The following is a 20,349-nucleotide window of genomic DNA, read 5'->3' on the forward strand; positions in this document are numbered from 1 at the left end:
GGGCGATCAGCAGCGATCCACGACCTCAGGATGTGCTGATAACGTGTGGCAAACAACCACGAAAACAGCCACGCTGCGTTAACCGTGGAGTTAACGAACGGGGTCGATGTGGAGCTTCGTGACATCGAGATCTTCCTGACGCTCGCCGAAGAGCTGCACTTCGGGCGAACGGCCCAGCGGCTGCATGTCACCCCCGCGCGCATCACCCAGGCGATCAAGAAGCAGGAGCGCCAGATCGGCGCACCGCTGTTCGACCGGACCAGCCGCAGAGTCCGGCTTACTCCGCTCGGAGAACAGTTTCGCGACGACCTGTTGCCGGTGTACACGGCGCTGGGGGAGAGCATCGAACGGGCCAAGATGCCCGCACGCGGCATCCTCGCTCGGTTGCGAGTCGGCCTGATGCCGTTCAATCTCGGTCATCTGCACCCATACTGGAAGACGTTCCGGGCCAGGCACCCGCAGTGGGAACTGCAGATCCGCCGGGCACCCGTCGTGGATCCGTTCAGTGCGCTCCGCGACGGATGCTTCGATGTTCTGGTTGCCTGGCTGCCGGTGGAGGAGCCGGATCTCACCATCGGACCGGTTCTGTTCACCGACGACCGCGTACTCGCCGTCGCAGCCGACCATGAACTCGCTCAACGGGATTCGGTGTCGGTGGAGATGTTCGCCGACTTCTCACACCTCATGCCACCCCGGATGCCGTACTACTGGGAGGACCGATATCTGCCGTTCCGCACCCCGCGCGGGCGCACTATCGAGCGCGGGGAACATGTCAGCAGCGTCGATGAGGCAATCAACATGATCACCACCGGCGAAGGCATCCACGCCTTTCCGGCTCATGTCACCGAGTACTGGGCCACCCCCCACATCCGGTGGCTGCCGGTCCCCGACCTGTCGCCCTTGCCCTACGCGTTGGTCTGGCGCATGGATGTCGAAAACGACCTCATCCGCGCTCTCGTTCGCGTCGTCCGCGACCTCGGCAGCCCCGCCTCGTAACGGAGTCGTCAGCGAGTCACAGGCTACCGGTCAGTGCACAGGCTTGCGCCCAATTCCCGCTGCGACCGCACATCGGTTCCAGCACGGCCCGCTATAACCACGCCGTTGCGTGGACGACGCGGCCGCGAAACCCCGATCCGAACCAGATCACGCAAAGCACCTCAGCGGCACGAAAGATCCGGGTTAGGCTCACGGCCCTTGTTGTTCGACCGCTTGGAGTTTCGCCGATGACGATGCCCCCGTCTCCAGCGCACAGCCAACCCGGCCGCACGCCGCACGGCTCGCCGATCGACACCGACGGCCCGCGGATTCCGCTGTACTCAGCGGAATTCTCGTCTGATCCACACGGGACCTATCGCAAGATGCGTGAAAGATACGGGTCGTTGGTGCCGGTCGAGCTGGCGCCGGGTGTGCCCGCCACCTTGGTGATCGGGTATTACACCGCAGTTCGGATCCTCAACGACCCGGACCATTTTCCGGCCGATCCGCGCACCTGGGAGCAGGACATACCCGCCGACTGCCCGTTGCTGCCGATGATGCAGTGGCGGCCGAACGCGATGCGTAACTCGGGCGCCGAGCATGTCCGTTATCGGCAAGCCAATATCGCGGGTCTCGACGGTGTCGATCAGTACGGCCTGCATGACATCGTGGCGCAGATCGGGATCCCGCTGATCAACTCGTTCTGCGCGGACGGGTCAGCGGATCTGGTTCGCCAGTATGCGCTTCCGCTGGCCTTCAGAGTGCTGAACGCCATGCTCGGTTGTCCCGCCGAGCTCGCACAGCAGGCCGCAACCAGTTTGCGGGCTATCGTCGAGGGCGGCGCGGGCGCGGAGAACGGGAACAAGACCCTCGCCGACGCGCTGACGAAGTTGATTCTGCTCAAGCGTGCCGAACCCGGCGACGACGTGACGACGCGGATAATGCAGCACTCCGCCGAGCTGAGCAATACGGAGATGGTGTATCAGCTGAGCACACTGTACGGCGCGGGCATCGAACCGCAGCAAAATCTGATCGTCAACACCCTGTTGCTGATCCTGACCGACGAGCGATTCGGTGGCAGTGTGCTGGGCGGAAGCCTGTCGACCCGGGATGCTCTCGACGAGGTGCTGTTCAACGATCCGCCGATGGCGAACTTCTGTATCAGCTTCCCGAAGCAGCCGATCCTGATCGACGACTTCTGGCTGCCCGCCCACCAACCTGTCCTGATCAGCATGACCGCCTGCAATACCGACCCATCGATCGGCTCGGACCAGTACGCGGGGAATCGCGCGCATCTGGCTTTTGCTGGAGGCCCGCACAGGTGCCCCGCCAGTTCGCTGGCTTACCTCATCGCGCAGGATGCCATCGACCAACTGCTCGACGCCTTGCCCGAGATGCGTCTGGCACTCCCACCTGGTGAGCTGACTTGGCGGCCGGGCCCGTTCCATCGCGCAATGACATCCCTGCCCGTCGTCTTCCCAAAATCGCCGCCGCTGCCTCTGGCGTAAACGCGCTATGTCGTCGGCCTTCTCTACCAGAAAAGCCCGACTTCCCACCGACTACAATCGACCGTTCCGCCGATCAGCATTGAATCAGGAATCTTCGCAATGGCTTTCAGTTCGCAGGCACAGTCGCAGCCACACCGGCAGCCGCAGGTGCGGGTACCGGAGGAGGCGGGCGAGAATAGGATAGGTCTGGCCGCCGTAACGGACGGCTTCCTGGTGCTATTCGTCGGTCTCGGTGTCTCTCAGCGCGTCTTTCCCGACACCGATGGCACTATGGCGTTTCTCGCGGCCTGGGTCGTCTGCGTGCTCGCGCTGTCGTTCGCCAATCATGTGATCGGCACCCTGCTTTTCCGGGGAAGTATCGCCAAGCTCCTCTATGGCATGCGGGTGGTGCGGTGGAAGGACGGTCGACGTCCACGCTACTGGCAGACGTTCTGGCGGTGGTTGTTCGGATTCGTCGTTATCGCCATGCAATACATCCTGGAGGGCGAGAGTGTCGGGCAGGCGTGTGGCCTGCGGACCGTGCGCAGACGTGACGAGCTCAGGACATAGCGCCCACCGGATGCTCCTTCTGCCAGTGCTCGGCGATGTCGATGCGGCGGGTGATCCAGACCTGGTCGTACGACTGCACATGGTCGAGCAACCGCTCCAGTGCGGCGGTGCGGGCGGGACGGCCGACCAGCCTGCAGTGCAGACCGATCGACAGCATCTTCGGGCTGCCCTCCGCGCCTTCGCGATATAGCACGTCGAAGGCGTCGCGCAGGTGCGCGAAGAACTGCTCGCCGGTGGGGAATCCGGCGGGCGAGGTGAAACGCATGTCGTTGGTGTCCAGGGTGTAGGGCACCACCAGATGGTCCCGGTCGTGCACCCGCACCCAGTACGGCAGGTCGTCGGAGTAGGAGTCCGAGTCGTAGACGAAGCCACCGTGCTCCACCACCAGCTCACGGGTGTGCGGCGAGTCGCGGCCGGTGTACCAGCCGAGCGGCGCGGCGCCCGTCAGTTCGGTCAGGATGCGCACCGCCTCCGCCATATGCGCGCGTTCGGTGTCGCGATCGGCCAGCTGGTAGGACTTCCAGCGCAGGCCGTGACAGGCGATCTCGTGGCCGAAATCGCGAAAGGCGGCCACCGCCTCGGGGTTTCGCTGCATAGCACGGGCAACGGCAAATATGGTCAACGGCAGCTCCCGCCGCTCGAAGACGCGAAGCACGCGCCACAGCCCCGCACGGGAACCGTATTCGTAGAGCGATTCCATGCTCATATGGCGGTTGGGGAACGCTTCCGCCGGAGTGATTTCCGAAAGGAACGTCTCGGAGTGCTCGTCACCGTCGAGGACACTGCTCTCGCCGCCTTCCTCGTAGTTGAGTACGAACTGGACCGCGATCCGCGCGTCACCCGGCCATTTCGGGTCGGGTGGTCTCGGGCCATAGCCGACGAAATCCCGTTCGCTCATTCGGTGTCCTCTCCTGCATGAGCGGGAGGCCCTCCGTGGTTACGCAGGCTGCCTCCTCCGGGCCTTGACCCGCTCATGCGGTGTCCTCTTCTGGCATGAGCGGGAGGCCCTCCGTGGTTACGCAGGCTGCCTCCTCCGGGCCTTGACCCGCTCATGCGCCGAGCTCCCCGTACAGCCGCAGCCGCGCGAGCCCGCCGTCGGGATAGACGTCCAGGCGGACCTCCTCCACCGACGCGGCCATCGGAGCGATCGGGAACCGGTGCCTGGTGTCGGGCAGCAGTGCGGTCCGCGGCAACAACTCCAACTCGGCGCCGTCGTTGGTGCGGCCGGTGAGCCGGGCCGCGCCCGGACTGTTGCCGAGGAAGTACGAGGTGTCCAGCTCGGCGAGCCGGATCAATCCGGGCCCGGCCAGCCGGATACGAACCCAATCGTTGCCGTCGTCCCTGCGACGGGCGGTCTCCCAGCCGTCGCCCATGCGCCTGGCCAGCCCCGGATAGAGCAGCTGATTGGGCGAGCTGTAGAAGCGGTTGGAGCAGTCCAGCACCAGCGCGCCGTTCTCCAGCGCGGCCAGATCCAGGGGGCCGATGCCGAGCAGCCGCTGGTCGGGCCTGCCCTCGCCGTGCACCCGCAGCCTGGCCACCCCGCCGTCGGGGTGCATGGTGAGCTTCACATGCGTCCAGCGCTTCTCACTCTCGACGGCGAAAAGGTTGCGGCTGTCGCCCGCGACCGGCGATCGATCGATCAGAATTACCCAATCGTCATGCGCGGCAATGGACTCCGCAGGAAGATAATCATCGATCTCCAGCGCGGAGACCGAGACCGCAGGCGGGTAGTTGCCCGTGAACCACGCGGTGTCGACCACGATCCCACGGATCACGCCCGGCACGCCGAGCCGAACGATCGCCGAGTCGTCGCCGGGCCGTCCGCGGCGTCTGCGGGTCTCCCAGCCGTCATAGATCTGACCCTTGTGCCCGAAGGTGGACGGCCGATAGTCGGCAGGGCCCGGGTTGATCAAATTTTCCTTCTCGGCGAAGAATTCGTCATCGGCCCAGATCACCGAGCCGCCGAGCAAGCGAACCGCCAGATCCGGCAGCAGCGTGAACTCTTCGCTCTCGACGAGATCCCGCATCACACCTCCTGTATCTTGCGGGACACCCGCACCCGGTCGGCGTCGATGAGCGCTGCGCGATCGTGTCTCATCACACCTCCTGTATCTCGCGGGACACCCGCGCCCGGTCGGCGTCGATGAGCGCTGCGCGATCGTGTCTCATCACACCTCCTGTATCTCGCGGGACCGCACCGCTCGGGTGGCCGTTCATCGCGTCTCCGGCGGAATCGGTGCACGGGCCACCAAGGCGCGTAGGACCGCCTCGGTCAACGCGGGGGCGCCCGAGTCGTCGCGGGCGCCGCAGCCGATCCCGCGCAGAACGGTGGCGGCCAGCGCTTCCGCGGTGGCGGGCTCGTCCAGCACGCCGCCGCCGCGCCGGTCCAAGTAGGCCAGCAGACGCGGTACCGCCACGTCGATCGCCGTGCGGAAGAAGTCGTAGGTGGCCAGCCAGCGGGTGACCAGATGGCCGGGATGCATGTCCCAGCCCTGGTAGTAACCGCGTCGAAGCGAGCGGGCAACCAGGCGGTGATGGTTGCGCAGCGCGGCTTCGGGCTCGGTCTCGGGCACGATCTGGGTGGAGCCGTCGCACACCCACACCCCGGTCTGCGCGGCCGCGACCTGCATGACCGCCTTGGCGTAGTCGGCGGCCGGGTGGTCCAGCGCCTGGTCCGGCGCGGCGACACCGCAGGCGGCGGTGTAGTCGTAGGTGCCGAAATGCAGTCCGCTGCATCGCCCCTCGGCCAGTCCGATCATCTCGGCAACCGGCGCGGTGCCGTCCGCGGCGATGATCGCCTGCGGACTCTCGATCTGCAGTTCGAAACGCAGCGTGCCCTCCGCGAAGCCGTAGCCACGTTCGATGCCCGCGCATAGCTGCGTCAACGCCGTGACTTGTTGCACGGCACGCACTTTCGGCACAGTGAAGACGAAGCCGTCCGGCACCCCGCCCGCGCTGTCGAGCACCAGTTCGAGCGTGCGAAGGGCACGGTGCCGCTCGCCGCCTGCCAAGCCCTTCATCCGAATGCCACCGGTAGGGCTGCCGCGCCGCCGCGCCCAAGCCGCGAGAACAGTGCCTGCCGTCACCGCGGCGCGGTCCTCCTCGGCGTCGGCGCGGAAGCCGTAGCCGTCCTCGAAGTCGATGCGCAGGTCCTGGACCGGATCCCGCTCCAGCCGTTTGCGAACGTCCGGCAGCGACGCGGTTCGGTCGAGGGACGCCAGCAGGTCGAAATGGCGGTCGAGCAGCTCGACCGCGGCCGTGCCCCATTCGCGTGGGGTCTCCTCGGCGACCCGATCGGCCGGAACGTACACGGTGTGGATCGGCTGTGTTCTGCCGTGCGGCGGCCGACCATTCGAGCCCGGATACCTGCGCCGCAGGTCGGCGTCGACCCCGTCGAGCAGCGCCTCGATCCTGGTGCGGACGTTCGCGGGCACCTTTGTCACCGTCGGCCCTCCTCCTGAATCGCACGCCACACCCGGTCTGCCGTCATCGGTAACCGGGCCACGCGCACCCCGACGGCATCGCGGATCGCGTTGGCCAGAGCGGGCGCGACCGGGTTGTACGGTGACTCGCTCATCGACTTCGCGCCGAGCGGCCCCAGCTCGTCGGCCGTGTCGGCGAAGTACACCTCGGTACGTGGCACGTCGGCGAACTGCGGGACGTGGTAGTGCCGCAAAGTCCGTGTGATCACCACACCATGATCGCTGCGCATGTCCTCATACAACGCCGAACCGACGGCCTGCGCGACACCACCCTCCACCTGCCCGCGGCACTGCACCGGGTTGAGCACCGTGCCCGCGTCGGCGGCATGGACCGACTGGAGAATGCGGACCGAGCCGGTGTCGGGGTGCACGGCGACGCGGACGGCGTGCACGTTGAAACTCACCGACCTGGGGCTGCCCGCGTGCTCGCCGTGCGCGGTCAGCGCACCGTCGACGAGCAGCTCGTCCGCGCCGAGCAGCCGGTCGCCACAACGGACGCCGCCTGCCTCCAGCACGCAGTCGTGCTCGGGAATTCCCGCCAGCTTCGCCGCCCTGGTCAGTATGAGCGCGCGCAGCTCCCGCGCCGCCGCATAGCAGGCGTTGCCGGCGACCACGATGCCGGTGGAGCCGAACGCGCCGGTGTCGTGCCCGACCAAGTCGGTGTCGGACTGCCGGATCACGATGCGGGACGCGTCGGTGTCCAGCACGGTGGCTGCCAGCTGCGCGTGCACTGTTGTGGTGCCATTACCGAATTCCGTCGTGCCGACCCGGATCTCGTAGCGTCCGTCCGGCAGTAGGCTCACCGTCGCGTCCGCATGGTGACCGCGTGGCGGAATCGTCGCGATCATCGCGGTGGCCATGCCCGTGCCGACCAGCCATTCCGGGCCGGGCGCACGAACATCGTTGCCTCGTAGTAAAGCTCGCTCGGCGAGGTCGAGACACTGGTCCAGGCCGTAGCTGCCGAACATCAGGTCACCCTCGTTCACCGCGGCGCCGACGAACGGGTCGCCGGGCACCACCACATTGCGCCGCCGGAACTCGAACGGGTCGATGCCGAGCGTGCTGGCGAGATCGTCCAACGCCGACTCCACCCCGAAGATCACCTGGCCGAGGCCGTAGCCGCGGTATGCGCCGGACGGAAGGTTGTTGGTGTACACCACCTGGGCGTCGACCCGCTTGTTGGCGCAGCGGTAGAGCTCCACCGACTCGCCGACACCGTGGAACATCACTCCCGCACTATGGTTGCCGTACGCACCGGCATCGGCTAGAACATCGACGGCCAGCGCGGTGAGCACGCCGTTCGCGTCGGCACCCGCGGACACCGCGACCCGCATCGGATGGCGGCAGGTCGCGGCGGTGAACTCGTCGGAGCGGGTGAATTCGTACTGCACCGGCCTGCCGGTACGCAGCACGGCCAGCGCGATCAGGTCTTCGGCCAGCATCTCCTGCTTGGCGCCGAACCCGCCACCGACCCGCGCGGCGAACACGCGCACCTTCGTGCGCGACAGCCCGAACAGGTGGCACAGCTCGTCGCGCACCAGGAATGGAACCTGGGTGCTGCACCGGATGACGAGCCTGCCGTCCGCGTCCAGCCATCCGATCCCGCCGTGCGTCTCCAGATGCACATGCTGCCCGCGCGGCGAATGCCACACACCCCGCACCACGTGCGCCGCGGCGGCCAGACCCGCCGCCACGTCGCCGACGGCGCCGTGCACTTCGGCGACCAGGTTGCGGTCGGCGTCCGTGATCCGCGCCGCGCCCGGTTTGTCTCCATGCAGTTTCGGCGCGCCGGGGAGCAGCGCCTCCTCCGGGTCGAACACCGCGGGCAAAATCTGGTAATCCACGCGCAGCAGCGAGCACGCCGCGCGGGCGACCGCGACACTCTCGGCAACGACCGCCGCCACGCGCTGTCCGACGAAGCGGACGGTGCGGTCGAGCATGTAGGTGTCATCGGGATCGTCCGCCCGCAGCTGGTGGCGCGCGGTCGAGAACGCGACGGGTGGCGCGTCGGCGTAGGTGAGCACCGCGTACACCCCGGGCAGCGCTTCGGCGGCCACAGTATCGATCGATCGGATCAGCGCGTGCGCGTGTGGGCTCGGCAGTACCGCGATATGCAGCGGGGGCGTCGGAGGAGCCGTGGCGGTATCGCCCGGTCGCTCGCCGTCCGCGATGGCATGGGGCAGCATGTCGAAGGTGAAAGGCTCGGTGCCGGTGACGATACGGGGTCCGGCCGGAGCCCCGACTCCGCTGCCGGCCCGCCCCGTCGTATCGACTCGTTGCGCGGAAGTCGCGTCCGCGGCGGCGTCGTCCGCGGTAGTCGGCGTGCCCAGCGCCGCTACGATCGCCCGGTAACCCGTGCAGCGACACAGGTTTCCTTTCATCAATTCGGCACGTTCCGTCTCGGACTCCCCGACCTGTCCCGCGATCCCGCAACCGAGGCCCGCGGCGGTGACGACCATGCCCGCAGTGCAGAAACCACATTGGAATCCGGCGTTGTCGAGGAACCTGCGCTGCACCGGGTGCGGGTCGTCCGGCGTCCCGAGCCCAGCCGCCGTGGTAATGGCACGACCGGCGGCGCGATAGGCCGGAAACACGCAGGAGTGCACCGTCGCGCCGTCGACCAGCACCGAGCACGCGCCGCAATCACCCGCGTCACAACCCTTTTTCACCGCCAGATGGCCACTCTCGCGCAGCGCGGTCCGCAGGCATTGCCCCGGCCGCACCTCGATCTCGACGGACCTGCCGTCCACCTCGAACCTCAGCACGACTCACGCTCCCGCAGTTCCGCGGCGACCTCGCGGGCGAGCAGCCCGGCGACGTGCCGCCGCCAATCCGGCGATCCGTGCGGGTCGTCGAACCACACGGTGGAATCGATCGCGCCGACCGCTCCCGCGATCTCGCTGTCACTCGGCGGCACAGCGAAATCCAGGACGACGGGCCGGATCGTTGCGGCCGTGAGGGTAACAGCACTCCGACCGTCGGGGTCCCGCCGACCCATCACCACGGCACCGGACCGCCCGAGCGGCGCGAGCGCGATCTTCCGAAAGCTGGTCCGCGCCAGCAGACTCGGTAGTGGAACGGTGATCGACCGCAGTACGTCACCCTGCCGCAGCACGGTGTATCCCGGGCTGACGACAAAGTCCCGCAATGGAATACGCCGATCCGACCCATCCGACGCCCACACCAGCGCGACAGCGTCGAGTGCGGTCAGCGCACCGAGCACCGCACCGGCGGGCAGCGCGAGACAGACGTTGCCGCCCACCGTGGCAGTACGCCAGATCTTGTGTGACGCGAGCAGCGCGCGGCAGGACCGCGCGAACAGCGCGGTTCCCGGCCAACCTTCGCGCAGCACGGGTGTCCCCAGCTCACGCCCCGGCGCGGCCCCCGCGAACTCGGCCAGGGTGCAGGTCGCGGCGATCGCCAGTCCGTCCGCCACCACCTCCAACGCGGGCCACCCCATGGCCGTGATGTCCACCAGCCGCTCCAACCGATCCTGCGGTTCGGAGAACAAAAACGTCCCTCCGGCGAGAACCGCGGTCGAGGTCCCGAGCGCCCCCAGATCCGCTCGCTCGCGCGCGACCACTACCTCCCGGATGGTGTCCAGGTCCACGTCTCACCTCGTTCCTGCCTCTCCGCCAAAGGTAGAGCCAGTCGGTTGCCGCGATGTTGCGCGACACCACCGCAGATTTCGCGGCCGTTACCCCGTCGCGAGCGACCGTCCGCGGCCGAGCCGAGCATCGCCGCCACAGCTGCACCGGCCCCCGGGGCTACCGACTGTCCGAGCCGACACTGTTCCAGTATCTCGCTTATATCCTGACCAGGCACGACACCGGGAAGGGCCAGGCACTCCGCGCGACGACGTGACCCGACGGAAGCAGCACACCGCGTGTACCGGCCCTTCCCGCAGCGCCGCTGCCGAGCACGTTTGATACTTGACGGCATTGTCACCTGGTGGCATGGGCAAAAGTCTCAATCGTTGGTTCAACGATACGATTTAGACACGTGAGCCAAGACATTCGAGACTTCGCACCCCCGCCGTGTGATCTGTTGGCACTCGGTGCGCCGACGGAACCGGCCTCCGGGCACATCCGTAACGAACTGTTCGCATCGCTTGCGAACCAGGGCTTCGGGTCCATCGCCCTGAAGACAGATCGGATGTCAATGCTCGTGGTCAACGGCTTTGTCCAGGACGGAACGGGGACCCTCGACGACTGCAGGAAGCGCCGTACCCGTGGGTAGGGCTCGCACACTCGCTCAGGTGTACCGGCACTTCGGTGCGGTCGACGCCGCCGAAACATCGCCGCTGTACGAGCGCGTCGCCGTCGCCCTGAGTGAGTCCGACGAGGCGCTGCGCGCCCTCGAGGCGGCGCCGGCGCGCAAGCGGCACCCCACGGTCATCCTCGCCGCGTTGCACGACCTCGCCCTCGCCGGACGCGCCCCGGCGCTTGCCGCGGCCTATACCGCTGGGGACGGCGACGCTGCCGCCGACGCGGCGATCGACACGCTGGTGCGAATGACCGAGTCGGTCGTGGCCATCGCCGCACGCCGGAAGCCGCGGTCAGACGAAACTGGACGCTGCGCCGTGCTGTATCCGGCCATTGCCGAGGCGGCGCGCCGGGTAGGCGCGAATGCGGTGGGGCTGATCGACGTGGGCTGTTCGGCTGGGCTCAATCTCAATGTCGATCGCGTCGGCATCACATATAGCAACGGACAATCGCTGGGCGACCCGTCATCTCCAGTGCGGCTTTCGTCTTCGATCGTGGGCGACCGACCCATCCCGACGCGGGCGATACCCGAAGTCGTCGCCCGGGTCGGCGTCGACCTCGATCCGGTCGACGTGACCGACGCGGAGGACGCCCGCTGGTTACGCGCCTGCCTGCGGCCGGATCAACCGGAGCAGATCGCGAGGCTCGAAGCGGAGATGGCGTTGGCGGCGACGAACCCTCCGCTGCTGCTGCAAGGTGACATCGTCGAGGTGATGCCCGACGCCTTCGCCCGTGTGCCCGCGGACGCCCTGCCTGTCGTCACCACGACGTGGGCGCTGTCGCGCTTCCCGCTCGAGAGCCGCCTGCGCTTCCTGCACCGCCTCGGCGAAGCGGCCACCGGTCGGCCGGTGGCATGGGTGTCAGCGGAGGGCGTCGGAGTCGCGCCGGCAATACCGACACTCGGCGATCGCCACGCTTCTGGCCACAGCATCATCGGCCTGGTGGTGTTCGGCCAGTCGGCTCTGCGCGCCGAGGCCATTGGCCGCTGCTGGTCGCGGGGCCGCTTGCTGGCTTGGCTGACAGACTCCTAGGCTAGATCGCGGTGCTCGTTCCGGGATCCGAACACAGCCCAGTCATTGTTGGTTCGCTGTTGCCAACGAGGCTTCGACGGCGTCGAATATGTCCGCGTCGACCTGCTGCTGCCAGTGCGGGAGCTGCTCCCAGTCGGCGACATACGACGGTTTGGGGTCAGGAATGTGTTTGTGAATCTGACCGATCCAGCAGAGCGCGACGAAGCGCGCTCGTTGCTCGCGGCTGAGTTTGCTGGTCGCGCCGTCGGTGGTCTCGATGAATGCGGCGATTTGCTTGTGGACCGCGATGGCACTGGCCTTCTCCCACTCCGGCGTATCTTCCCAAGTAGCGACGTAGCCGGGTTTCGGCTCGCCGGGGTAATGCTCGGTGACACCGGCGATCCATGCCTGACGGAAAATGCGTCCGCGGTCGATGTCGTGCAACTTTGCTCCTAGGGTGCCGTCAGCGCAGTGGTAGCGCCTCGATCTGACGATCGAGGTGTTGGACATGTCGGTCGCGACGAACCTGGGCATGCACCGCGTCGATCCAGAATCGGGTGGTCATGCTCGGGTCGCCGTGGCGGGCGAGCGCGCTCGCGGATTCGAGCAGCGGCATCGCCGCGCTGAACTGACGGTCGTAAATACTGACGTACGCGTGCCTGGTCATTGCGCATGCCCAGAGGTCCATCGCGCCTGCGTCTTTGCTGAAGGCTGCCGCGAGGGTGTAGCAGTGAGAGGCTGTGCCGTAGTCGGCGTTGTCGAAAAGTATCTCTCCGGCCACCTGCAGCACCTCGCCGGTGAGCGCACACAGTACTCGGCGGACATGATCGTCCTGAGGTCGGCGGAGTCCGTCGATCAATGCATCGAGATGCTCACGTACCGCGGGGAAGGTCTCGGCCTTGGTCGCCGCTTTCGCATACTCGCCCCACAGAGCGTGATTGATATTCGCGTACTCGTTTGCGGTGGCAGCATCTATTCGGCCGGAGCCGCTGGCGGCGGCGATGATTCTGTCCCAATCCATGGGTGCCGCCAGCACAGCGCTGGAGACGCTGAGCAGTCTCATCAGCTCGCGGCGGTTCATGTCATTGATCTCCATGACGTACGGGTCGCACGGTCGGGAGGGCCGATCAGGATCATCGATATCGAGCTTAGGCGTTGAGTCCGGAGACTTGGGCAGGTCGTGTTCTCGCCGCAGTTCATCGCAGCACAGGCGAAAGCGGGCTCGCTGATCGTCGGTCGCTCGCGCCAGGGTCGTGTCCATGATCGCGGCATGGACGGCGCGCAGCGTTAGGGTGGGGCCTCGACGTTCCCACTTCCGAAGTGCGTCGAAGCGCATGCCGGTGATCTCACAGAAGCTGGTTCGTGTTTCGCGTAGAGCATCGCGCAGAGCACGTACCTCGAGGCCGGTCCATGAGAGCTGCACAGCCATCGGCACTTACCCCCGTACCAGTTTCGTGCGAGCAGCGTACCCCTGAGGTGCCACCGCGGTACCCCTAATGACGCTTCCTGCAATCGGATGTAGCTGCGACCGTTGAACTACTACATCGCCGCTTGGCGAGTGAATTGTGCGGAACTACAACAATTTTCGCACGGCCCATCGCGAGTCGATCTGGGTCTCGCACGTCTCGATGATGTGGCATCGGCGGCGGACGGCTGTGCGTCGCCTGGCAACGGAAGGTATCGGTGAGCATCCATCAACTGGTCGTGATCGGCTACGACGAGATCGTCCGTAACAAGTACATGCCCTGCATCAAGGAAGCGATCGAAGCCGGGCATCTCGACTCATGGTCGATCGTGGACCTGGAAGGCGAGCGCGAAATCATCGAGGGTCGGCTGGTCGGCGCCGATCCGCAGCCACGCATGAAGATTTTCGTTCCTGCCGACCGCGGCAACCTCGAGAGGGCGCGCGAGACAGCACGCTCGGCTTTAGGCCTCATTCGCCTGCCCGGCCTTCCAATGAAGGCATACATCGCCACCGAGGTCGGCTCGCACGAGCAGTATCTGCGTCAATGCGTCGAGGACGGAGTCGACTCACTGGTGGAAAAGCCGGTGTTGGCCCCGATTATCGGCGACGAGTTCGATCCCTCGCTGATCTCGACGACCATGGCTGAGCTGATCGCGACCGCTAGCCGACGCAAGGCCCGTCATTCGGTGATGACGCTGAGCCGCTACCACAGCATCTACAACGACCGTGTGATCGCGTCGCTGCGGGACCGGATGCTGGCGTGGAAGTCTCCGTCCCGAAGACCGGTTGCACCTGGAAGCCCCCGCACGCCGTCTGATGACCGTAAGACGTTACGTGCGGGCTAGCTTTCAGGCCACGGCCATCTGTGGCCGCGTGGCCATGTCTTCTCCGGGGCGACGGAGACCACCGCGCAGATCTCGGTGATGAAGCGGCGCGTGGATTGGATATGCCTGAGCTGCGGGACGAGCACGGCGACGGCGTTGTGGCTGTGGACAGCGTTGATCAGCCGCAGACCAGGGTCTAGGGCGCCGCCGGGCCGGACGGTCAGCAGGGCTTCGATGATGTAGCCGTGGGAGCGGGCATAGCGGCGGATGGCGTGGATGTCGTCGGCGGTTTTGGAGCCGGAAAGGTCGCGGCGCACGAAGGCTATGGCCCTCACTGCTTGTCCTCGCGCGGGTTGTCGCTGACATCGGCGACGCGACCGTCTGCGAACACCACCGCCCACGTGTCGTCGTTGCGCAGCAGCATTCCCTGCGGCTCGTCCATGTCGCGGTCGGGGTCCCACGTGATTCGCCAACTCATCTGGGCACGGCCGACAGTCGATGCTGCGCGGCGATGAACAGGTTGCATCCGCCGTGCCCGCCGTGCACGGTCGCAGCACATTCAGCGTGATCGAGGCCGCTGATGTGGATGTTGTTGCACGGCTGCATGCGCCACCGATTCAGCTGGTACGTGGGCGCGACGGCGATCATCGGACGGGTCGCCATGGCTTGACGATCTTGGCTTCGATGAGGACATCGAGCGCGGCGGCTTTATCGGCGCACGTTTCGGTGTCGCAGCCGATCCGCGCCTGCCACACCAGGTGTGCATCTTCCCGGGTGTACGGGACATCAGGTGCGGGGTGGCACGTCTCCGCGCTCCTCACGGGTCGATCGAAGAACCAGATCGTGCCGTAGATGACTGCGGCGACGGTGAAGGCGATCACCAGAGCTATGGGCATTGGTCTATACCCCTGGTCGCTGTGCGTAGGTGATGCGCCCGATGCCGGGGGACGCTGCACCCCGGCACCGGGACGATTCGGGGCGAGACTGGGGAGCACACTCACGGCTGGCATCGGCGACACGCTCAAAAAGTTCGAGCGTCAGCGGATCGAAGTCGACCCCAGTTGTGGGGCCGCTGTCGTGCAGAGTTCGTTGCGGCAGGTTTGCTTTGGACACTCGGTTATACCCCTGGGCGCGTTGTGTTTTGTGGGCTGCCAGCCGATCGGCTGGCAGCAAGGCGCAGTCATCAGCCGGTCCAGGACTCGCCTGGATCTCTTGCGGCAGGGCCGCATACTCGGCCGAATCCGGGGAAGTGCTGTTGATGCGACTTGATGACACAAGTCCAAGGGTTCATCAGCTACCAGGCCGTTCCTACTACGTTCCCAGGACATTTGGGACGTTTCAGGGTTAAGGTCCCTACTGTCCGCCCGGCGGAGGGGGTAGTACGGTGAACGAAGCCCTACGGCAAGCGATGGCGAAAGCCAAGGTCACAGACCAACAGCTCGCGGAAAGGTGTGAAGTCGATGTCAAGACAGTCAATCGGTGGGTGTCCAATCCCACGCGAATACCTCACGCACGCCATCGGTGGATGGTCTGCAAGGTACTCGAAGCCGAGGAGGCAGATTTGTGGCCTTCAGCTGTACGCTTGACCCTCAAAACGGGGCCAGACCGTGAGGTCATCCAAGTATTCCCTTATCGGTCGGCTGCTCCAGCTTCGTTGTGGCGCACGCTGATAGCCAAAGCCAAACGTGAGCTGATGTTCGCGGGCTACACCAACTACTTCCTATGGCTGGAGCATGCGAATCTATCGCACTTGCTTCGCCGCAAAGCCGCAAACGGGTGCCGCATCCGATTCTTGATCGGCGACCCGGACAGCGCCGTCACCCGCGAACGGGAACGCGAGGAGAACGTTCCGCTGACCCTCGCGACCCGCATCGCCGTAACAGTCGGCGAACTGCACAAGCTGCGCGGAATCGACAACATAGAAGCACGATTCGAGACCGGGCACGTAAACCTGTCGGTGTTCCGCTTCGATAACGACATGATCGTCACCCCGATCCTTGCGCGCAGAGTTGGCCACGACTCGCCGATGTTGCACATCAGGCGCGAACAGAACGACGGCATGTTCGATCGCTTCACCGACCACGTCGAAGAACTCTGGATCCGCGGCCAAAGCATTTGGGAAGAAGCCTGTCATGGGACGTCGTGACTACGAGAACGACCCGAAAGCACCCGCGCCGAACAGTCTTGTGCCCGCAGCCTCCGTCGTCGTAGTAAACAAACACGGGCAGGTGCTCCTACAGCGCCGCGTCGACAACGACATGTGGGCACTACCGGGCGGCAAAATGGAACTCGGCGAATCCCTCCCCGAATGCGGAATCCGGGAAACCCGGGAAGAGACCGGGATAGAAATCGAAATCGCTGGCATCGTCGGCACCTACACCAACCCCGGACACGTATTCGCCTACGACGATGGGGAAGTCCGGCAGGAGTTCTCCATCTGCCTCTTGGGCCGCCCGGTCGGCGGTGAACTCAGCGTCTCCGACGAGTCGCATGAGGTGGCGTGGTTCGCTCCGGACGAGATCGACAGACTGCCGATGGTCGCGAGCATCCGCCGCCGTGTGGACGACTGGCGGTCGGGTGAGTGGCCGGCCATCCGGTAGGGCTCGGTCCAGGGAGAACAAAAACGTCCCTCCGGCGAGAACCGCGGTCGAGGTCCCGAGCGCCCCCAGATCCGCTCGCTCGCGCGCGACCACTACCTCCCGGATGGTGTCCAGGTCCACGTCTCACCTCGTTCCTGCCTCTCCGCCAAAGGTAGAGCCAGTCGGTTGCCGCGATGTTGCGCGACACCACCGCAGATTTCGCGGCCGTTACCCGGTCGGGGCCACCGCCTCCGGCCGGGATCTCCGGGCTGTCCGAACCGACACTGTTCCAGTATCTCGCTTATGGTCTGACCAGGCACGAGCCGGCGCAACTCGAATAGTGGCGCACGGTGTTGGCGCAGCGAACGCCCGGGTTTCCCAACCGCACGTCCGCAAGAGGCAGGGTGGGCTATCTATGGGTGGCGCTCCCGAATTCCTGGCCGATGATCGTTGGTTGCCCGTTTTGCCGGGGTCTCCCGTCGTCGTGCCGACATCGTTGTCGACCGCCCGACTTCGTCGTCGGGTCGGGGAGTGTTCGGGTGACCCCTCGCCACCCGAACCACCTCCCTCACGGTGTCGGGCCGACATCGTTGTCGACCACCCGACTTCCTCGTCGGGTCGGGGAGTGTCCGGGTGACCCCTCGCCACCCGAACCATTTCCCTCACGGGAGCAAGCATGCGCGAATAGGGGTAGGTTCCCGCATCGGTAATGGAGAGACCGCGATAGGGGTCTTTACCTACGAGCCGAACACCGGCGTTCTGCGAACGCAACGTCCGAAAGCATCGCCGGCGGGTTCTTTCGACCAGCCAGCCGCTCGTCGTGTCCAAGATAGGGCGGTCTTCGCACGCCGATCGGTCCCGCGAGGGCTGTGCAGATGGCCCTCCATAGGCAGAAAAGCTACATCAGACAGGGGCACGCACAGGTACTGATGCGGCGGATCTACCTACGAGCCCGGTGGCGGAGGCTGACGGGGCTGTCAATGCCCGCCGGTGACGTCACGGGTCGCGGGCCTGATTTGCTTCGACCGGCGTCGACAATGGGCAAGGACTACGATTACGCCGTGTGACGATCAGAAGTCGGGATCGCGCCGGTGGTTTGCCAGCAGCCGGCGCGAACTTGGTCGGTCGTGACCGTGAGATGGAGAAGATCATCCTCCTGCTGTTGGAACCTGTCCGGTTGGTCACGCTGACCGGGCCGGGCGGTATCGGCAAGACCCGATTGGCCGCCGAGGCTGTGCGCCGATTGAACAAAGCGAAGAGCACGCCGATGTACTGGGTGCGATTGGCGCGGTTGGCCAGAGCCTGCGACACGGCGGCCGTCGAAGAAGAGATCGCGCGCTCGGTGGTCGAGGCCGATTTCTCCGGGCGATCGGCGTGGGAGTTGATCATCGATACTCTCACCCGAGTCGCCGCTGTGGGGCGGCAGCGGCGAATCGTGTTGGTGCTGGACAACTGCGAACATGTACTCGTCAGCGCCGCTGCGGTGATAGCGAAACTGCTCGACGCCGTGCCTGAGCTGACCATCGTGGCGACCAGCCGTGAACCGATCGGCTGGGTGGACGAGCATCTGATCACTGTCCCGTCCCTGGCCCTCCAGCACGCGGTGACCTTGTTCCGGCAGCGGGCCGACCTCACCGGGCATTCCATCGCGGGAAGCGAGCAGAACACCACCGCAGCGATGATCTGCCGCCGCGTCGACAACCACCCCCTCTACATCCAACTGGCGGCGGCGCGACTGCGTTATCAACCGCTGGCGGTGATTCTGCGCGAGCTCACCGGTCGTGCCGATGACGCACGCTTGCGCTGGTCCCACGGTCCCCGTTCCGGTGCCGACTCGCGGCATCGCGGGGTCAGCGACGTCATCGCCTGGTCGTATGAGCTGTGCACCGAGAAAGAACGCCTGCTTTTCGACCGGATGTCCGTGTTCGCTGCGGGCTGTGACACGAATCCCGACGACAACGGCGGCAACACTTCGACCGATGTGGGCGTAGAGCTGGAAGCCATCAAAGCCGTGTGCAGTGACGACCACGCCCTCGGCCCCGGCGAACCCGCCCGGTCCGGCGGCATAGATGTGAAGTTGGCGGGCGAGGAAATCGAGGACTTGCTCGAGTCTCTTGTCGGTCACTCGCTGGTGACGGCGCACATCACGTCGACAACGGTGCGGTATTCCCTGGTGGAAAGCCTTCGTGTGTATGCACAGCAGCGACTGCGCGAACGATCGACCCCGGAGGTCGACGAACCCGCGCGGTCGACCGACCGCCACCTTCGCTATTACCGGGACAAAATCGCCTACGCAGCTGCGAACTGGTTTCGTTCCGACGGAGAGCAGAAACTGGTGCGCTGGGCAGAGACGGCTTGGGCCAACACGCTGACCGCGATCGAGAACAGCCTGACCACGGGCCAGGCCGGTATCGGTCTGGAAATCTGTCTCGGACTGATCAATTTGCGCATGCCTTTTATCAGAGGCTCGCTACGAGGAATGCGCCAATGGACGCAACGATGCCTCGACGCCACACGGACGTCGACCTCGGGGCTTACCAATCTTCACATCGACGCCATGGCCGCCATCGCATGGCTTGCCCTGACCCAGGGCGATCACGATAACGCCGAGCGTGTGCTGGAGGAGTGCGTCGCCGCCTGCCTTCCGGCTGCGCAGCAGGACAGAGCTAACTGGCGCAACACGTGCGAGAGGGATATCGGCTTGCCCGCCGCCGTCGAATTCACCTGGGGGATGGAGCTGCTGTTCGTGCGCCGCGACGCCCGTGCCATTACCGTGTTCACCCGCGCCAGAGAAAAACTGAACGATCTCGGCCACCACGGCACGGCGTCACTGAGCGAGCTGTACGCGGCCATGTCCGCGGGCCTGCTGGGAACCGGGCAGCAAGCCCACGAGGTCACACAGCGTTTTCTCGCATCGGCGGCTGCTTCGACGACGCGGGTGAAAGCCTGGGCCGAGCACGCCCGGGAAATCGCCTTGGCCAAACACGGCGATCCCATCGAAGCGCTGGCGATTGGACAGTCCTCACTGCTGTGCCACAGAGCCGCGGGCGGCGATCGATGGGCCACTATGTGGGGCGTGGAGTGTCGGACCTGGTCGTTGGCGCGCCTCATCACCGACTTGCTCACCGCCGACGACAAGATCGAGCGCACCAGGCTGGTCGCGCCGGCCACTGAAATAGCTCACTTGGCCGGAGGAGTCAGAACACTTCGCACCAAACTGGGCGTCGACATCGACAGAATGGGTCCTTTCGCCGTCGAATCCGCCAAGGCCATCGCCGTCGCTCGTCAGGTACTCGGGCCGGACATGTTCGCCGCGGCCGAAGCCCGAGGATCGCGGCTACGTCCCGAACACGACGAGGTGCAGCGACTCGCTCTGGGCACACTCACCATTGAGGAAACGCCGAAAAAAGACACCCGCGGCACGGACTCCACGTCACGCTGGCTGCAACTGACCACCGCCGAGCAGCAGGTCGCTACCTTGGCGGCGGCCGGGTGGACCAACATCGCGATCGCCACACGCCGGGGAAGTTCCGTCCGAACCGTTGACGCGCAGGTCGCCGCTATCCTGCAGAAACTCGTCCTCACCACCCGCGAGGACATTATCGAAACGGTTCCCCGCAGCGTCATCGACGAAGTCCGCATCGAAGCGACCCGCAGACCGCAGCGAGGCAAAGGCTGACCTTCGCACGATT

General features: G+C 65.7%; 19 protein-coding genes. 8 read left to right on the forward strand and 11 right to left on the reverse strand.

The window, feature by feature from the left end; all coding sequences use genetic code 11:
• The first annotated feature begins 84 nt into the window (after positions 1-84).
• The 3 genes from OH799_RS21665 to OH799_RS21675 all read left to right on the forward strand — a co-directional run bounded on the left by OH799_RS21665 (position 85) and on the right by OH799_RS21675 (position 3,032).
• On the forward strand, positions 85-996 hold the full coding sequence (locus OH799_RS21665) for a LysR family transcriptional regulator (RefSeq protein WP_406267014.1): 912 nt from the start codon (positions 85-87) through the stop codon (positions 994-996).
• A 227-nt stretch (positions 997-1,223) separates the two neighbouring features.
• Entirely contained in the window at positions 1,224-2,483 is a 1,260-nt protein-coding gene (locus OH799_RS21670; RefSeq protein WP_406267017.1) for a cytochrome P450, read from the forward strand.
• A gap of 99 nt (positions 2,484-2,582) precedes the next feature.
• The gene (locus tag OH799_RS21675) at positions 2,583-3,032 is read left to right on the forward strand and encodes an RDD family protein (protein ID WP_406267020.1); all 450 of its coding nucleotides are present in this window, start codon (positions 2,583-2,585) and stop codon (positions 3,030-3,032) included.
• On the opposite strand, the gene puuE is transcribed toward OH799_RS21675, so the two are convergent.
• The 5 genes from puuE to OH799_RS21700 form a co-directional block, all read right to left on the reverse strand.
• Positions 3,022-3,930, reverse strand: a complete 909-nt coding sequence (gene puuE, locus OH799_RS21680) for an allantoinase PuuE (RefSeq protein WP_406267024.1) — start codon at positions 3,928-3,930, stop codon at positions 3,022-3,024. The two genes, OH799_RS21675 and puuE, sit on opposite strands and share 11 nt — an antisense overlap.
• Positions 3,931-4,081: 151 nt before the next feature.
• The gene (alc, locus tag OH799_RS21685; protein ID WP_406267027.1) at positions 4,082-5,059 is read right to left on the reverse strand and encodes an allantoicase; all 978 of its coding nucleotides are present in this window, start codon (positions 5,057-5,059) and stop codon (positions 4,082-4,084) included.
• Positions 5,060-5,245: 186 nt separating this feature from the next.
• Positions 5,246-6,475, reverse strand: a complete 1,230-nt coding sequence (locus OH799_RS21690) for a DUF6986 family protein (protein ID WP_406267030.1) — start codon at positions 6,473-6,475, stop codon at positions 5,246-5,248.
• Positions 6,472-9,276, reverse strand: coding sequence for a molybdopterin-dependent oxidoreductase (locus tag OH799_RS21695; RefSeq protein ID WP_406282361.1), 2,805 nt, complete (start codon positions 9,274-9,276; stop codon positions 6,472-6,474). The genes OH799_RS21690 and OH799_RS21695 overlap by 4 nt, the downstream gene beginning before the upstream one ends.
• Positions 9,273-10,124, reverse strand: coding sequence for an FAD binding domain-containing protein (locus tag OH799_RS21700; protein WP_406267033.1), 852 nt, complete (start codon positions 10,122-10,124; stop codon positions 9,273-9,275). Before OH799_RS21700 ends, OH799_RS21695 begins: the two co-directional genes overlap by 4 nt.
• Before the next feature lie 648 nt (positions 10,125-10,772).
• On the opposite strand from OH799_RS21700, the gene OH799_RS21705 reads away from it, so the two are divergent.
• Positions 10,773-11,810: a DUF2332 domain-containing protein gene (locus tag OH799_RS21705; protein ID WP_406267036.1), complete on the forward strand. Its 1,038-nt coding sequence runs from the start codon at positions 10,773-10,775 to the stop codon at positions 11,808-11,810.
• 42 nt (positions 11,811-11,852) lie between these two features.
• Here the strand turns inward: OH799_RS21705 and OH799_RS21710 are convergent, their stop codons facing one another.
• Positions 11,853-12,233 (reverse strand): hypothetical protein, encoded by a 381-nt coding sequence (locus tag OH799_RS21710; protein WP_406267038.1) that lies wholly within the window; start codon positions 12,231-12,233, stop codon positions 11,853-11,855.
• A 19-nt stretch (positions 12,234-12,252) separates the two neighbouring features.
• On the reverse strand, positions 12,253-13,218 hold the full coding sequence (locus tag OH799_RS21715) for a hypothetical protein (RefSeq protein ID WP_406267041.1): 966 nt from the start codon (positions 13,216-13,218) through the stop codon (positions 12,253-12,255).
• Between the two features lie 275 nt (positions 13,219-13,493).
• On the opposite strand from OH799_RS21715, the gene OH799_RS21720 reads away from it, so the two are divergent.
• Positions 13,494-14,099 carry a hypothetical protein gene (locus OH799_RS21720; protein ID WP_406267044.1) on the forward strand — a complete coding sequence of 202 codons (606 nt, stop codon included), beginning with the start codon at positions 13,494-13,496 and terminating at the stop codon, positions 14,097-14,099.
• Here the strand turns inward: OH799_RS21720 and OH799_RS21725 are convergent.
• The 4 genes from OH799_RS21725 to OH799_RS21740 are packed head-to-tail and all read right to left on the reverse strand — an operon-like array spanning position 14,096 to position 14,974.
• A complete protein-coding gene (locus OH799_RS21725) occupies positions 14,096-14,413 on the reverse strand; it encodes a hypothetical protein (protein WP_406267047.1) in 318 nt (105 codons plus the stop codon). The genes OH799_RS21720 and OH799_RS21725 overlap by 4 nt on opposite strands.
• Positions 14,410-14,556 (reverse strand): hypothetical protein, encoded by a 147-nt coding sequence (locus tag OH799_RS21730; RefSeq protein ID WP_406267050.1) that lies wholly within the window; start codon positions 14,554-14,556, stop codon positions 14,410-14,412. Before OH799_RS21730 ends, OH799_RS21725 begins: the two co-directional genes overlap by 4 nt.
• Entirely contained in the window at positions 14,553-14,741 is a 189-nt protein-coding gene (locus tag OH799_RS21735) for a hypothetical protein (RefSeq protein ID WP_406267053.1), read from the reverse strand. Before OH799_RS21735 ends, OH799_RS21730 begins: the two co-directional genes overlap by 4 nt.
• Positions 14,723-14,974: a hypothetical protein gene (locus OH799_RS21740; RefSeq protein ID WP_406267056.1), complete on the reverse strand. Its 252-nt coding sequence runs from the start codon at positions 14,972-14,974 to the stop codon at positions 14,723-14,725. Before OH799_RS21740 ends, OH799_RS21735 begins: the two co-directional genes overlap by 19 nt.
• Before the next feature lie 629 nt (positions 14,975-15,603).
• Here OH799_RS21740 and OH799_RS21745 point away from each other — a divergent pair.
• The 3 genes from OH799_RS21745 (at position 15,604) to OH799_RS21755 (ending at position 20,336) form a co-directional block, all read left to right on the forward strand.
• Positions 15,604-16,224 (forward strand): DUF5919 domain-containing protein, encoded by a 621-nt coding sequence (locus OH799_RS21745; protein ID WP_406267059.1) that lies wholly within the window; start codon positions 15,604-15,606, stop codon positions 16,222-16,224.
• Positions 16,211-16,678 (forward strand): NUDIX hydrolase, encoded by a 468-nt coding sequence (locus OH799_RS21750; protein ID WP_406267062.1) that lies wholly within the window; start codon positions 16,211-16,213, stop codon positions 16,676-16,678. The genes OH799_RS21745 and OH799_RS21750 overlap by 14 nt, the downstream gene beginning before the upstream one ends.
• Before the next feature lie 1,042 nt (positions 16,679-17,720).
• A complete protein-coding gene (locus tag OH799_RS21755) occupies positions 17,721-20,336 on the forward strand; it encodes an ATP-binding protein (protein ID WP_406267066.1) in 2,616 nt (871 codons plus the stop codon).
• Positions 20,337-20,349 lie beyond the last annotated feature (13 nt).

It is taken from the genome of Nocardia sp. NBC_00881, from assembly GCF_045207455.1.
Taxonomy (GTDB): domain Bacteria; phylum Actinomycetota; class Actinomycetes; order Mycobacteriales; family Mycobacteriaceae; genus Nocardia.